We start from the raw sequence: 15,212 nt of genomic DNA on the forward strand, positions 1-15,212 counted from the left end.
ATCGACATGCAAATGGCAGACCTGGCATGACAGCTGATTGCTATATGGGTGTCATGCGCTCGGCAAGATTGGCCATGATCCAGATGGTGCCAGCCACCATGATGATCAGTAATGAAGTAGAAAACAAGACCAATAGCAGATCCTCACGCTTGCGCTTGCGGCCGAGGTGCAGGAAGAAGCGAAAGTGCACCACGGTCTGCACCATTGCCAGCACTGCGATGATTATTAACAACGAGCCACGTGTCGTGGCTTGCCACTGCACCAGCGCAAAAGGCACCAGTGTGAGAATAAGCGCCAGGCCAAATCCCCACACATAAGACATGAAATCACGTCGCTTATTAGTCATGAGCGCGTTAGTCGCAGGTATCCGGGTAACAGGTTTACTCATGCCAATCCCCCCAGATAAACTACCGAAAAAATAAAGATCCAGACAATGTCCAGAAAATGCCAGAACAGTGCCAGTCTGAGTAGCCCCAGCTTAGTTTCGCTATCCAGGCCATGAACGGCGATTTGCCCCAGCATGCAAACCAGCCAAATGCAGCCTGCCGTCACATGCAAGCCGTGCAGTGGCACGAGACCAAAGAAACCCGATAAAAAGCCACTTTGCGTGGGCAAGCCGCCAGCAGCAAACATGGTGCGGAAATCATCCAGCTCCATCCCCAGAAAAATTACGCCAAGCACCAGTGTGACCAGCAGCCAGCCGACCAGATGCGATGTCGGGTGCTTGTATTTCATGGCGATTGACGCCATACCGAACGTAAAGCTGCTCGTCAGTAACAGCAGCGTTTCGATGAAGATGGGGCCCAAGTGGTACAGCTCGCGCGGGCCGGGGCTGCCGGCAGTGCCTTGCAGCAAGGTAGCGTAGGTGGCAAAAGCCATTCCGAAAATAATGGCGTCACTCATCAGGAACACCCAGAAGCCAAATACAGTTGCTTCGGCCTGGGTATGCACATTCGAATGTTCAGCTCCGAGGTTCAGACCCGGGTAGATAAAGATCTCCTTGTTCTGACGTGCGTCAAGGTAAAACTCCACGCGCTTGAAAAGCTCTGAGATCATGTGGACACCTCTACGGTTTCAAGCGCGGCGCGCCCTTTGTTCGCGGCCGTATGCTCTTGGCTGCGCTTGATCGGCTGCGCCGAGCGTGCGGCCTGAATCCAGTGCCGATGTGCCCGACAGACGGTTTCTGCCGGGATAATTTTCAGGGTGTCACGCTGAAAGCCACGCACCACCAGGGTGCCAATCGTTACTAACCCTGTCAGGATCACGAGCCACCAGATTTGCCACACCAGCCCGAATGCCAACAAGAAGCTGGTGCCACCAAATACCGGGCCCATTGCGCTGTTTTGCGGTATTTCGATATTGACGTATGTATCGGGCTCCTGGTAGCCGACGCCAAATTCCTTGGCAGCCGTGAAAGCATCGCGATCATTGATGCTGGGAACAACCGGAAAATTGTACTCCGGCGGTGGTGCTGATGTGGCCCATTCAAGGCTGCGACCGTCCCATGGATCGCCTACAAAAACACGGTTTTCTTCACGATGCTTGATTGAAACCCATAACTGAATGACAAGCGCCATGAGCGCTGCCGCAACCAGCAAAGCGCCCACAAATGCCACGATTTCCAGTGGCACGTAGCTAGCCTGTTCGTAAGCAACACTGCGGCGCGGTAGCCCCATCAACCCCAGAATGTACAGCGGGAAGAACGCCCCCATCCAGCCAAAAATCCAGCAATACGCTGAAATTCTCCCCCAGCGCTCGTCCAGGCGGAACCCGAATGCTTTGGGAAACCAGAAGGTATAACCCGCCAGCATGCCAAATAGCACGCCTGGTACGGCCATATTGTGGAAATGTGCCACCAGAAAAACAGTATTGTGTACCTGATAATCCAGGATGGGATTGGCCAGCATGATGCCGGTGATGCCGCCAATCACGAACAGAAAGATGAACGCTAACGAATAAATCATGGGGACACTGAAGCGTACGCGACCGCGAAGCATGGTCCACATCCAGTCGTAGATTTTGACTCCGGTAGGAATGCCGATCAGCATGGAGGCAATTCCGAATACCGCGTTGATGTGGCCCGATTGGCCCATGGTGAAAAAATGGTGCAGCCATACCAAGAATGACAGGAATGCAATCGACATGGTTGCCCACACCAATGATTTATAGCCAAACAGAACTTTGCCGGAGAAGGTTGAGAAGATCTCGGAATAGACACCGAAGGCAGGCAAAATCAGGATGTAGACTTCAGGGTGGCCAAAGAGCCAGAACATGTTGAGGAAGTTCATCTGATTGCCACCCAGACCATTGGTGAAGAAATGAAAGTCGAGATAGCGATCCAGCGCCAGCTGTAGCGTCACTACGGTGAGTGGTGGCATGGCAAAAATCATCATGATAGCGGTGCACAGCGCGGTCCAGGTGAAGAGTGGCATGTAATAAAGTTTCATGCCGGGTGCACGTTTTTTGTAAATCGTGACAGCAATATTGATGCCGGTGAGCGTTGAGCCCAAAGATGCCAGTGTGAGTGACCAGATCCAGTAATCAACCCCGACGCCCGGGTTGTACAAGGTTCCGGTATAGGGTGGGTAGCCAAACCAGCCACCGGTAGAAAAAACTCCGACGACAAGTGAAGTCATCACCAGCGCAGCACCTGCTACGGTTAGCCACAGGCTGATGGAATTGAGTATCGGGAAAGCAACGTCGCGTGCGCCGATTTGTAGCGGTACAACATAGTTGATGAGCCCCGTGAGAAACGGCATCGCCATGAAGAAGATCATGATCGTGCCGTGCGTGCTGAAAAGCTGGGCGAAGTGATCGGATGAAAGAAAGCCACCATCCAATCCGACTGCGCCCTGCGCGCGCATCAAGACCGCCTCGGCAATGGCGCGCACCAGCATCACCAGTGCCAGCACAACATACATGATCCCAATCTTCTTGTGATCAGCGCTGGTGAGCCAATCGAACCACAAAGTGCGCCAGGCGCGGTAGCGCGTCAGCAATGCTACTACTACCATCACGCTGATGACTACGAGCGCGGCTGCAAAACTGCCTAGAAGCCCATTGATAAAAATATCGCTATCATCGCTGCCAAGCATGGCCAGAAACGGAAACGAGTCCGCATCCAGAAGCCCGAGGGGATGATTGAGAGTGGTAGACCAGCTCATAGCTATTGACCCTTGGTGATCGCGGGTGCCAGCGCAGTTGATGGCAATGGTTTGTCGTCCATGACTGACATCACTAAATCGGTGAAAAAATTGGCTTTCGCGCCAGTGAAATAAATATTGCTATCGAAGGCCGGTGCTGCTGGCGCCAGTACCGTGCGCAGCTGTGCCTTGGTTCCTTGCATTGCAATGGCGTTCAAGGCGGTCGCATCGAACGGGATTCCGGTAGCGCGTACTTGTTGCACCCAGGCATCAAAATCCGCCTGCGTCATCGCCACTGCAGCAAATTTTTGCTGGTGGAAGCCATCGCCGCTATACATGGTGTTCTCACCGAGGAAGCGGCCTGGCCGGTCAGCTTGCAGATTAAGCTGCGTCACCATGCCGCCCATGGCATAAATCTGGCTGCCCAGTGCCGGAATAAAAAATGACTGCATCACCGTGGCTGAAGTCAGCTCCATGGTTAGCGGCTGTCCAGCAGGAAACGCCAGCATGCCAACGCTGGCAATGCCTTGCTCGGGATAAACAAACAGCCATTTCCAATCGTAGCCAATTACCTGGACATGGGTTGCTGGTGTGCTGGATGTAAGGGGGCGATAAGGGTCGAAGCGTTCTGTGTCTTCCCACACTAAGATACTTAAAAAAATAACAATAGTGATTGGGATGCCCCAACTGAAATATTCAAGTGGCTTGAAGATTTTCCATCGCGGCACATATTTGGATTTGGTGGCGCCGTAGCGGTAGCGCCAGGCAATCCACACTGTACCGATAAATACTGGCAGCGCAATCAGAATGAAGAGGATAGCCACGACCAACCAGAAGTGTTCACTTTGAGCTGTCGCAATTGGGCCTTGTGGATTGAGGAAGCTCAAATGCTCAGTGCTGTTACATCCCGAGAGCAACACGAGCGCAACACATTGAACAGACAAAGTGACAGCTTGTTGCGAGCCACAGCCGTGCATCTGTAGCACTGACACTGACATTATGGACTTGGGCATCACTATTCTCATTTGGCTCTGCGTTGGTAATAAATTACATGCAACCAGATCTAATTGGACATTTATGCATATCGGCCAGTTCAAAAAACGGCTTGCAGCATGGCTCATCTACCAGAGCAATTTATTGCTTCGTACTGATCGGGATTCAATTTTTTGCATCTATTCATAATACAACTATGCCGGTTTCATCATAGGAAAATCAGTGCTGATCGGGTATCCTTGTTTGAATTTAAACAAAAATAGTCTTCTGTCATGAGTGTGGTAAAAAAAGCTGTATTTCCAATTGCGGGTCTTGGTACTCGTTTTCTACCTGCAACCAAGGCATCTGCCAAAGAAATGCTGCCAGTGGTAGATAAGCCGTTAATTCAATATGCCGTTGAAGAAGCGTATGCTGCCGGAATCCGACATATGATTTTTGTGACGGGTCGCACCAAGCGTAGTGTCGAGGATCATTTTGATACAGCTTACGAGCTGGAAAATGAACTGGAACTGGCAGGTAAAACTGCGTTGCTGGATGTGGCGCGCAGTATTGCTCCTGATGACATGATTTGTACCTATGTGCGCCAATCTCGTGCGATGGGGCTTGGCCATGCGGTGTTGTGTTCGAAAGAGCTGGTGGGTAATGAGCCTTTTGCGGTATTGCTCGCAGATGATCTGATGATTGGGAAGCCCGCGATAATAGCGCAGATGGTTGAACAATTTGTCGAAAGGCAAGCCAGTATCCTGGCCGTACAGGATGTGCCGCGTGAACATACCAGGCGTTACGGAATTGTCAGTGGGCAGAATGTGATGCCAGGCCTGGTGGATGTCAGTGGAATTATTGAAAAACCGTCTCCAGATGTTGCACCTACGACGCTTGCTGTTGCTGGCCGCTATGTCCTGACCCCGGGTATTTTCAGGGAGCTGGAAAATATGCCGCACGGTGTGGGGGGCGAAATCCAGCTCACTGACGGTATTGCCCGGCTCATGCAGCATGAAAAAGTTTTTGCTTATCGCTACGCAGGGGTTCGTTACGATTGTGGAAGCAAGCTGGGATTTTTACAGGCAACGGTAGATCTGGGCGAACGTCACAGTGAAGTGGGTGATAGATTTTCAGCATGGCTGCAGCAACGCGGCACGCACTTGACAACTAACGATTGATCGTTTGAAGCGGCTGTCCAGACGGGATCTACTTTCAAACGATGCCTGATATTTTTTGTCCCGGTTAAATCCTTGTATTTCATGCTGGCTTTGTAACTTTATGATTTTACGTGTTGTAATATAAATGTAGTGGTTTGTTTCTGAAATTTAATCTGAACCGTTAAGGGACTCCCATGAACCTGAAATCACTTCTGAATCAGCTTAATCACCATCAAAATGATCTGGCCATCAGCATTTTATTACCTACCCATCGGACTTTTCCGGATAACAAACAAGATGCGATCACGCTGAAAAATCTGGTCAAAGAAGCTGAGGATCGATTAAACAATCAGCTTGATAAGCGCGAGGTTGAGGGGATTATTGATGCAATCAATAAAAAGATTGAGACGCTTGATCATAATTACAACCTTGACAGCCTGGGCATTTTTGCCAGCCGTCACAGCGTAACGGTTATGCGTTTTCCATTTACAGCTGAAGCACGGGTAATTATTGATGATACTTTCGCCGTACGTGATCTCGTGCGGGAAATTAATGATGCTGTTCATTATCATGTACTGGTTATTTCGCGCACATCCGCGCGCCTGATCGAGGCGTTTAATGATCGTCCGATCCATGAGTTTGATTCACAAACTGTATTGCGGACGGGCAGTTTTCCGATGGAGAGTCCATTTTTATTTGCAGCAAAAGGATTGGATCGCGCCCAAATACCAAATGAAGCCAGTAACCTCAAAGAATTCTTTAACCGCGCAGATAAAAGCCTGCAGGAGATTCAGAACAATCCTGAAAATGATCGTCTGCCGGTTATTGTTGTGGGTGACGCGCGCAATGTTGCTTTTTTCAAAGAAGTTTGTGATCAGCCAACCGATATTGTCGGCGCGATCACTTCTGTGCCTGATTTGAAGGTACCTGCTGAAAGAATTATTCTGGAAGTGCAGGCCATACTGGTTGAATATCGCCTCAACCGGGCAAAAACAGCTCTGCAACATCTTGCCCAGGCGCGGAATGCACATCAATTACTAACTGATTTCTCCACTATTTTCCGGGCTGTAACTGAAGGTAATGCAGCACGTTTGTTTGTGCGTCAAGGGTATATTCAACCCGGAATCATTGATTTTGACCAGAAAATCGTTACCGTTCACGATGATGCTACTGCATTGGATGTGACAGATGATGTGGTGGATACATTTATCGAACTGGTCATGCAACAGGGTGGGGAAATCTGCTTTTTGTCAGCTGAACAACTGGGAGAGGAAAAGCCGCTTAGCTTGCAGACAAGATATTAATTGGTTTGTAGTTTGTAAAGAGAGTCATGATTCTGACAACAAACCCTGCAACCGGAAAAATGCTGCGAACGTACACGCGCTATTCCGAAACGATGATCTTCAGTGCGCTGGAACATGCGCATGCGGCTCATCTGGCATGGCGGCAGACGCCTCTGTCTGAACGGGCAGGAGTGCTGCTGAAACTGGCAGAAGTTCTGCGAAAAAAATCCGAACAATATGCCCGACTGATGTCAGAGGAAATGGGCAAAACCATTCGCGCAGCACGGGCGGAAATCGAAAAATGTGCCTGGTGCTGCGAAGTGTATGCAGCTAACGCTGCAACCTGGCTGGCTGAGGAAGAGGTTGCAGCAGATGGCCGAAAACATCGTATCGTTATTGAGCCGCTGGGGGTCATTCTGGCGGTTATGCCCTGGAACTTTCCGTTCTGGCAGGTGATTCGTTTTCTGGTTCCGACACTGCTGACAGGCAATGGTGCTTTGTTGAAACATGCCGCCAATGTCACGGGATCTGCCCTGAATATTCAGGAGGCAGTAAGTGAAGCCGGGTTTCCACAAGGGCTGTTCAGTACGATTCTCGCTTCTCATGAACAGGTCGAACAGATTATTGCTCATCCGTTATGTCAGGGTGTTTCACTGACTGGCAGCGCTGAAGCGGGCAAAATTATTGCTGCCACAGCCGGAAAATACCTGAAGAAAATCGTACTGGAACTGGGGGGTTCTGATCCCCTGGTTGTACTGGCGGATGCAGATATTACCGCTGCGGCAAAGGCAGCGGTAACTGGGCGGTTTCAGAATAACGGGCAAAGCTGTATTGCTGCGAAACGCATCATTGTTCTGCAGGAGGTGCAGGAAGCATTTACTACAGCGTTACTGGCTGAAGTTGAAAAACTGGTGGTGGGGGATCCGCTCGATGAAAAAACGGACATTGGCCCGCTGGTAAACGAACAGGCCGCAGAAAAAATGGAACAATTCGTGGCGGATGCATTTGCGAAAGGTGCGGTGGTACAAACAGGCGGCAAACGTCAGGGCGCTTATTTTTCCCCGACTGTGTTGACCAATGTAGCTCCGGATATGGAAGTGCTTGCCGAGGAAGTATTTGGCCCGGTCGCGCCGGTCATCGTCGTTCAAACCGTGGATGAAGTTGTTGCATTGGCTAACAGTACCCGGTTTGGCTTGGGTGCGAGCGTATGGAGTCGTGATCTGGTGTATGGCGAACAGGTCGCACGCAAACTGGAAGCAGGCGCCGTGTTTGTCAACAGCATCACCAAATCGGATCCACGTATGCCTTTTGGCGGCATCAAGGAAAGTGGTCTGGGGCGTGAGCTTTCCCGGTGGGGATTGAGAGAATTTGCCAATATCAAGACCATTAACGTTTATGATAGCTAAAGATAAAAACCATACAGGAGAGACTCACATGCCTATTTCAAAATTCATATTGGTCGGCTGTATGCTGACAGTTGCCGGGATTCCCAGTGCATTTGCGCATACCGATCACGAGGTTCCCGCCGGATATGATCAGGGATCTGAAATACCAATAGCGGATCAACCCGTATCCGATAAGCAGCCTGCTGCCTGGTTGATGAACCTCGGGACACACGTTTTTCCCGTTACGACGCAGAATGAGCGTGCCCAGCTGTTTATTAATCAAGGTGTCAATCTTGCTTATGGTTTCAATCACGCCGAGGCCGGCCGTGCATTCCAGGAAGCTGCCCGGCTGGATCCCGCATTGGCGATGGCTTATTGGGGGCAGGCGCTGGTGCTGGGTCCCAATATCAATGCGGCGATGGATGCAGGTGAAGAACCGTTGGCGGTGAAGCTGATCAATCAGGCCAAATCACTCATGACCACAGCATCGCCGAAAGAGCAGGCGCTGATACAAGCACTGGAAAAACGCTATTCAGGCATAGCCGAAGCACGTAAAGTCAATGATAAAGCGTATGCAGGTGCCATGCGCGAGGTTCATCATCAGTTCCCGGATGATCCGGATATCGCCGTGCTTTATGTGGAATCGACGATGAATCTTCGTCCTTGGGGTTACTGGATGCGGGATGGTTATCCGTATGAAGGGACGGATGAAATCGTGGCGCTGACTGAAGATGTATTACGCCGCTATCCGGATCATCCTGGTGCGTTGCATATGTACATTCACCTGATGGAGCCCACATCTGCGCCGGAGCGTGCCGAAAAGGCGGCTGATACGCTACTGAAGCTGATGCCGGAAGCTGGACATATGATCCATATGGCTTCACATATTTTTCAGCGGGTGGGCCGTTATGCAGACGCCGCAAAAAGCAATCAGATGGCAATCAAGGCTGACGAGGCTTATATCGCGCAATCCAAGGCCCAGGGTTTGTACCCGATTGTGTATTACCCGCATAACATTCATTTTCTCTGGTTTGCTGCCTCAGCCAGCGGCCAGTACGCGCTAGCGCTGGAAAGTGCGCGCGAAACTGCCAGTAAAGTAGATGATGCGTTACTGAGCCAGATGCCTTTTACTGCGACCTTCCGTGTACTACCCTACTGGACGCTTGCCCGGTTTGGACAATGGCAGGCAGTACTTGCAGAACCCGCTCCTCCCGCCACCAGTGCGTTTCTCCGTGGTGGCTGGCATTATGTGCGTGGCCTGGCTTATGTAGCGACTGGGCAATTGCAACAGGCTGAAAAAGAATTGGCACAGTTACGCAAAACGCTGAAAGACCCATCACTTGACAGCCGGTTAGTTTCCCAGAATACGGCGTACAGTGTATTGCGAATCGCCCCTGAAGTACTGGCAGGCGAACTCGCCGCCGCACATGGAAAATTTGATGCTGCCATTGCCCACCTGGAACGGGCAGTCCGACTTGAAGATGGTCTGGTTTATACGGAACCATTCGAATGGCATTACCCGCCACGCCTGGCATTGGGAGCGATTCTGCTGGAAGCGGGCCGCCCGGATGAGGCAGAAACCGTGTACTGGGAAGACCTGCGGCGCAACCGCGACAATGGCTGGGCACTGTTTGGCTTACAGCAGGCTTTACGTGCTCAAAACAAAACAGCAGAAGCGGAGGTGATTGAAGCGCGCTTCAAAAAAGCATGGGAACATGCAGATATTCCGCTTTCTGCATCACGCATGGGGCGATGATGCGGGTTGACGATAGTGTGGCGGCATAGCTCACATTGTGAATAGCGGATAACGAGTTTATTTATATAATCACCCGGGGTGGGACATTGTTTCTATCCCGGTGTTTTCATTCCATTCTTGCTGGTTTCGGCTTTATGCTCCATGCCCGCACGGGCAGTAGTTATTACTGCCTGATCCCATTCAATAGCCTGCTTTCACGGCGATCGTTATACAAGTGGCGTTATAATCTGCTATTTTTAAAGAAGGACAGAGCATTGTCCCGAGTAGCTTATGCCTGTTAAACCTGAATTGTTTCAAAGAACACCCGTGCTGGGCGGCGATGATGTCGAAGCCAAGCGTGAGGAATTGCGTGCCTATTTTCATACGACGCTGGATTGGTACGAGCAGTTGTTCAAAACCCTGCGCAGTAATGAAGCCTATTACATCAAACCAATTTCTTTGCGCCATCCCCTAATTTTTTATTTGGGCCATACCGCCACTTTCTTTATCAACAAACTGATTTTGGCTGGCGTGCTGACGGAGCGTATCAACCCGAGGTTGGAATCCATTTTTGCCGTGGGCGTGGATGAGATGAGCTGGGATGATCTGGATGCCACGCATTATGACTGGCCGAGTGTTGAGGAAGTGATGGCATATCGTCGCACCATGCGTCAGAAGATAGATGCCCTCATCAGCTCATTACCACTAACACTGCCGATTACATGGGAAAGCCCATGGTGGGCGATTGTGATGGGAGTGGAGCATGAGCGTATTCACCTGGAAACGTCTTCTGTACTGATCCGCCAGCACAAACTTGATTATGTGCAGCCTCATTCTGCCTGGCAGCCTTGCCACGAGAGCGGCAGTGCGCCAGAAAACGGGATGGTTACGGTTCCGGCCGGGAAAGTGGTGCTAGGCAAGCGCAAGATCGATCTTGTTTACGGGTGGGATAACGAATATGGCCATCATGAGGCGGAGCTGCCTGATTTCCAGGCCAGTCGCTATCTGGTCAGCAACCAGGAATTTCTCGTTTTTGTTGAAGCGCAAGGCTACAAAACAGATGATTATTGGGAAGAGGAAGGGCTGGCATGGCGAAAATTTAGCGGCGCGGCTCATCCGACGTTCTGGGTGCAGCAGAGGGATCAATGGTTATTGCGCCTGATGACGGAAGAGGCACCGATGCCGTGGAACTGGCCGGTAGAGGTCAATTACCATGAAGCTAAGGCATTCTGTAACTGGAAAGCGAAAACAACCGGCCAGCCGGTGCGTTTACCCACCGAAGATGAATGGTATCGTTTATACGATGTTGCCGGATTGAGCGAAATCCCCCGTACTGAACAGGCACAGGGCAATATCCATCTGGATTACTATGCTTCCAGTTGCCCGGTGAATAAATTTCAGCAGGGTGAATTTTTTGATGTGGTCGGCAATGTCTGGCAATGGACAGAAACGCCTATGCATCCATTTCCCGGCTTTGAAGTCCACCCGCTGTACGATGATTTCACCACACCCACTTTTGATGATCAGCATAATCTCATCAAAGGGGGATCATGGATTGCGTGTGGTAATGAATCCATCCGCACATCACGCTATGCGTTTCGCAGACATTTTTTTCAGCATGCTGGTTTTCGCTATGTGATTTCTGCTGCCTCTGCTGAACACCACAGTTCACATTACGAAACAGACAAGCTGCTGTCGGAGTATGCAGAATTTCACTACGGTGATACTTACTTTGATGTGCCTAATTTCCCGACAGCATTGGTAAAATTGGCTATTGCTGCAATGGGGAATCGTCCTGCACGTAAAGCGCTTGATCTGGGGTGTGCTTCCGGACGGGCAACATTCGAGCTGGCGCGCCATTTTGATCATGTCACCGGCGTTGATTTTTCTGCACGCTTTATTAATCAGGGGGTGATGCTGTCAGAGCATGGCATTCTGCGTTATACCCTGACAGACGAAGGGGAGCTGGTTTCTTACCGGGAATGCAGCCTTGCCGGGCTTGGCCTGAAAGAGATCAGGCACAAGGTTGAGTTCTTCCAGGGGGATGCCTGTAATCTCAAACCGATATTGACCGGCTACGATCTGATTCTGGCAGCCAACCTGATTGATCGTTTGTACGAACCTGCCAAATTCCTGACCACGGTGCATGAACGGCTTAACCAGGGTGGGTTGTTATTGTTGGCCTCACCCTATACCTGGCTGGAGGAACACACCAAACGGGAGCACTGGGTGGGCGGTTTTAAACGTGACGGTGAGAATTTCACCACGTTGGACGGTCTGAAAGAAGTGCTCGGCAGCCATTTTCGTTTGCTGGGAGAATCGCAGCAAGTGCCGTTTGTGATTCGTGAAACCCGGCACAAATTCCAGCATACGCTGTCGGAAGTCACCTTCTGGGAGAAGATTGCTTGAGTAACGATTTTGATCGTGAAATTGACCGGAGCGGAACATTCAGCACCAAATATGATGGCCGCGAGGTAACGTTCGGTCGTCCGGATGTTATGCCGCTGTGGGTGGCCGATATGGATTTTGCCGCCCCGGCTGCCGTCACCGAGGCGCTGGTTGCGCGAGCCAGGCATCCTGTTTATGGCTACACACAATTTCCGGACAGCCTGTATGAATCACTGATTCTCTGGCTGAAATTACGCCATGGCTGGCAGATAGCACGCGAATGGATCGTTTTCTGTCCAGGCGTAGTGCCTTCGCTGAGTGTATTTATTCTTGCGCTGAGCAAACCGGGTGAAGCTGTCATAGTTCAGCCGCCGGTGTATTACCCATTTTTCTCGGTAGTCAAAAAAACGGGCAGAACGCTGCTGAACAATGCCTTGCAACAGGAACAGGGGCACTACAGCATGGATTTTGCTGATTTGGCCCGGCAAGCGGCTGCTGCACGTATGTTGTTATTTTGCTCCCCGCATAATCCGGTTGGTCGGGTATGGAGCAGGCCGGAGCTGGAAAAGCTGCTGGAAATAGCTAGACAGCATAACCTGGTTATTGTCTCCGATGAAATCCATGCTGATCTGATTTATCCGGGGAACAAGCATCATATATTGGCTAGCCTGGCAGATTCCCCGGAAGCAGTTATCACTGCGGTAGCACCGAGCAAAACCTTCAATATTCCCGGCCTCAATCTGTCCGCACTGATTATTCCCGATCCGCAACATCGGGCAGCCATTCGTCATCAACTGGAGATGATGCATGTCAGTGCCGCCAATCCATTCAGCATCGTGGCGTTTGAAGCAGCCTATCATGCAGGCGGTGAATGGCTGGATGCACTGATGGCCTATCTGGAAGCTTCGCGCGAGATGGTTCAGCACTATCTGGCCGAGTATCTGCCGTCAATCCGGCTGATTCCTTCACAGGGCACCTATCTGTTGTGGCTGGATTGTCGCGCGCTGGGCATGACTGATGATGAACTTAAATATTTTTTCATAGTTGAAGCCGGAATCGGACTGAATGCCGGTATTTCCTATGGCAGAGAAGGCAGCGGCTTTATGCGTATGAACATCGGTACCCCTCGCCAGCGGATCAAACAGGCACTGGACAGCATTCGCAATGCGCTTGAACAGCGTAGCAACAAATCTTCCTGAGAACCCTGTTCAATATCTCACTGAAGGACGCATTACGGCGTTGAAATTGAACTGCATCTCATCTCTTGATTGAGATGTTGAACAGGCTCTGAGAAAAATAATTGGCAGTCTCTTTTCATGCCAAGGGAGACTGGCCGTTATGCAAGCAATTTTGTTGAGTTAACATTCTGATTTTCATATTCTGGAATTCCCGCCATGCCCTGTATCCCTCGCCAGGAATCATTACTCGATTCCGCCGATAACAGTGAGCTCACCGTTACCGATGTTGTGAAACGCACACCACCGCAAACTAAACAACAGGCAACTTTTCAGCGGCTGGTTCAGCAAATTGATAGCCAGCGCGTGCAGCTTAAAGCGTGGCACGCTTATAGCGAGCGTTACAATCAGCGTGTAGGTGGTGAATTACTGCCCTTGTTTGCGCAACTGCGTGAAAAACGCATTGCCATGCTGCGTTTGTTTGATACGCAATTTCATCAGCGCGATGTGGTTCGCGGCAGGCAGCAACGTGCCAAGTTATGCGACATTATTCTCAACCTGGCACGCGATCTGTTGCTTGAGCAGCGCGATGAGGAAATTGTGGCGTTGCATGATAGCTATAACGATCTTGGCTATGACGAGCAAGCCGAGCTTGATAAAGTATTCTCGCAAGATATAGTTGAAAAACTGTTTGGTGTGCGCCTGGAGGATGACGATACGGGTGGCAGCATGGAGGAGATGCTTGCAAAAGCCATGCACAAACGGCAGGAGGAAGCAGCCAAAAGTGGCACCGAGCAAGGTTCGCGCCGGCGCAAATCAGCTAAACAGGCAGCTGCCGAGGAGAAGCGTGCTGCAGCACAAAAAGAGATCAGCCAGTCAGTGCGTGAAGTCTATCGCAAACTGGCCAGCAGCCTGCATCCTGATCGTGCAAGCGCTGATCTGACAGCAGATGAAAAAACCATCCTGATGCAGCGCGTCAACCAGGCTTATGATCAAGGCGATTTACTGGAACTGCTGAATATTCAGCTTGAAATTGAACAGATCAGTGCAGATTATCTGGCTGATCTGCCCGCTGAACGGGTGGAGCATTATATCCAGGTGTTGCGCGAACAGCAGGCAGAGCTCAAGGCGGAGCTGGCATCGTTATTGGCTCCTTATCGGGCACTGGTATCGTTGACTCCGAAACTCAAGCCGGATCGTGTTGATAAAGCGGTAGATGCTGAAGTCGCCCGTTTGGAGATGAATTTGCGGCAGGCTGATATTGATCTGATTGCATTTCAGGATGGCAAACAGCTTGCTGCCTTTATCAAGCAGTATCAGGTAAATAACGAACCCGACGAGTTCGATGAGTTACAGATGCTGGATGATTTTCTGGGCGGTTTTTCTGAACCGCCACCACCACCTGCTCGCCGCCGCAAGCGCTGAACATCAATGCGGGTAAACCTCAATAGCCAGGGTAAGAAATCTGGCTCCAAACATAAAAAATGCCGTCTTTGCGACTGCGAGCGTAGAGAAGCAGGAAGCAAGCCAGTGGTGAGGGTGATGAGGGAGCTGGATCACTACGGCCAGGGTCTTGCGATGAGGGGGTGAAGGTAACGGAGGTTCGGATTGTTGCGTCGACCTGTGGCCTCCTCGCAATGCTCCAACAGAACTGTCCGGCTTCATGGTCAGGTTGGAAAAGGGCGATTTGCATTGCGAGCAGCCTTGATGGTCAAAGACGAACTGAAATTTATTCACGTCTGTTTTTTCCCGCTTCCGTTAGACTTGTCCAATGAATCACGATCACGGATATAAACTGCTATTTTCCCACGCTGAAATGGTGGCAGACCTACTGCGTGGCTTTGTGAAAGAAGACTGGGTTAATGAACTTGACTTTTCCACACTGGAGAAAATCAACGGCAGCTATATCAGCGATGACTTAAGAGAGCGCCAGGACGACATCATCTGGCGTTTGCGCCGCAAGCAAGGCAA

At 50.7% G+C, this 15,212-nt stretch carries 12 protein-coding genes; 8 read left to right on the plus strand and 4 right to left on the minus strand.

All coding sequences use genetic code 11. The features are described 5' to 3' along the window. Positions 1-40: 40 nt before the first annotated feature. From cyoD to BM331_RS07895, 4 genes are read right to left on the minus strand one after another with little or no spacing between them, the layout of a single operon-like run. A complete protein-coding gene (cyoD, locus tag BM331_RS07880; RefSeq protein WP_074928640.1) occupies positions 41-388 on the minus strand; it encodes a cytochrome o ubiquinol oxidase subunit IV in 348 nt (115 codons plus the stop codon). Beyond that, positions 385-1,056 (minus strand): cytochrome c oxidase subunit 3, encoded by a 672-nt coding sequence (locus BM331_RS07885; RefSeq protein WP_083414718.1) that lies wholly within the window; start codon positions 1,054-1,056, stop codon positions 385-387. Before BM331_RS07885 ends, cyoD begins: the two co-directional genes overlap by 4 nt. After that, entirely contained in the window at positions 1,053-3,164 is a 2,112-nt protein-coding gene (locus BM331_RS07890) for a cbb3-type cytochrome c oxidase subunit I (RefSeq protein ID WP_074928641.1), read from the minus strand. Before BM331_RS07890 ends, BM331_RS07885 begins: the two co-directional genes overlap by 4 nt. Positions 3,165-3,166: 2 nt before the next feature. Further along, positions 3,167-4,156 (minus strand): cytochrome ubiquinol oxidase subunit II family protein, encoded by a 990-nt coding sequence (locus BM331_RS07895; protein WP_177217848.1) that lies wholly within the window; start codon positions 4,154-4,156, stop codon positions 3,167-3,169. Between the two features lie 252 nt (positions 4,157-4,408). Here BM331_RS07895 and galU point away from each other — a divergent pair, with 252 nt between their 5' ends. From galU to BM331_RS07940, 8 genes are all read left to right on the plus strand, one after another. Next, positions 4,409-5,296, plus strand: coding sequence for a UTP--glucose-1-phosphate uridylyltransferase GalU (galU, locus tag BM331_RS07905; protein WP_074928645.1), 888 nt, complete (start codon positions 4,409-4,411; stop codon positions 5,294-5,296). Between the two features lie 173 nt (positions 5,297-5,469). Further along, positions 5,470-6,579 carry an AOC03_06830 family ribosome hibernation factor gene (locus tag BM331_RS07910; protein ID WP_074928647.1) on the plus strand — a complete coding sequence of 370 codons (1,110 nt, stop codon included), beginning with the start codon at positions 5,470-5,472 and terminating at the stop codon, positions 6,577-6,579. Positions 6,580-6,605: 26 nt separating this feature from the next. Further along, positions 6,606-7,964, plus strand: coding sequence for an NAD-dependent succinate-semialdehyde dehydrogenase (locus BM331_RS07915; RefSeq protein ID WP_083414720.1), 1,359 nt, complete (start codon positions 6,606-6,608; stop codon positions 7,962-7,964). Between the two features lie 28 nt (positions 7,965-7,992). Next, positions 7,993-9,699, plus strand: a complete 1,707-nt coding sequence (locus tag BM331_RS07920) for a tetratricopeptide repeat protein (protein WP_074928648.1) — start codon at positions 7,993-7,995, stop codon at positions 9,697-9,699. Between the two features lie 270 nt (positions 9,700-9,969). After that, on the plus strand, positions 9,970-12,087 hold the full coding sequence (gene ovoA / locus BM331_RS07925) for a 5-histidylcysteine sulfoxide synthase (RefSeq protein WP_074928650.1): 2,118 nt from the start codon (positions 9,970-9,972) through the stop codon (positions 12,085-12,087). Next, positions 12,084-13,265, plus strand: coding sequence for a pyridoxal phosphate-dependent aminotransferase (locus BM331_RS07930; protein ID WP_074928651.1), 1,182 nt, complete (start codon positions 12,084-12,086; stop codon positions 13,263-13,265). Before ovoA ends, BM331_RS07930 begins: the two co-directional genes overlap by 4 nt. Before the next feature lie 195 nt (positions 13,266-13,460). Further along, a complete protein-coding gene (locus tag BM331_RS07935; RefSeq protein ID WP_074928653.1) occupies positions 13,461-14,666 on the plus strand; it encodes a J domain-containing protein in 1,206 nt (401 codons plus the stop codon). A gap of 346 nt (positions 14,667-15,012) precedes the next feature. Beyond that, the coding region (locus BM331_RS07940; protein ID WP_143100942.1) for an Rpn family recombination-promoting nuclease/putative transposase at positions 15,013-15,212 on the plus strand (200 nt) is incomplete at its 3' end.

Origin of the sequence: Nitrosomonas eutropha (assembly GCF_900116685.1) — a bacterium.
Taxonomy (GTDB): Bacteria; Pseudomonadota; Gammaproteobacteria; order Burkholderiales; family Nitrosomonadaceae; genus Nitrosomonas; species Nitrosomonas eutropha_A.

What these genes read in the sequence shown, in the direction of transcription:
- BM331_RS07915 (WP_083414720.1), top strand. Translation starts at nt 6,606, where the DNA reads ATGATTCTGACAACAAACCCTGCAACCGGAAAAATGCTGCGAACGTAC.
- cyoD (WP_074928640.1), bottom strand. Translation starts at nt 388, where the DNA reads ATGAGTAAACCTGTTACCCGGATACCTGCGACTAACGCGCTCATGACT.
- BM331_RS07895 (WP_177217848.1), bottom strand. Translation starts at nt 4,156, where the DNA reads ATGCCCAAGTCCATAATGTCAGTGTCAGTGCTACAGATGCACGGCTGT.
- BM331_RS07935 (WP_074928653.1), top strand. Translation starts at nt 13,461, where the DNA reads ATGCCCTGTATCCCTCGCCAGGAATCATTACTCGATTCCGCCGATAAC.
- BM331_RS07920 (WP_074928648.1), top strand. Translation starts at nt 7,993, where the DNA reads ATGCCTATTTCAAAATTCATATTGGTCGGCTGTATGCTGACAGTTGCC.
- BM331_RS07885 (WP_083414718.1), bottom strand. Translation starts at nt 1,056, where the DNA reads ATGATCTCAGAGCTTTTCAAGCGCGTGGAGTTTTACCTTGACGCACGT.
- galU (WP_074928645.1), top strand. Translation starts at nt 4,409, where the DNA reads ATGAGTGTGGTAAAAAAAGCTGTATTTCCAATTGCGGGTCTTGGTACT.
- BM331_RS07910 (WP_074928647.1), top strand. Translation starts at nt 5,470, where the DNA reads ATGAACCTGAAATCACTTCTGAATCAGCTTAATCACCATCAAAATGAT.
- ovoA (WP_074928650.1), top strand. Translation starts at nt 9,970, where the DNA reads ATGCCTGTTAAACCTGAATTGTTTCAAAGAACACCCGTGCTGGGCGGC.
- BM331_RS07890 (WP_074928641.1), bottom strand. Translation starts at nt 3,164, where the DNA reads ATGAGCTGGTCTACCACTCTCAATCATCCCCTCGGGCTTCTGGATGCG.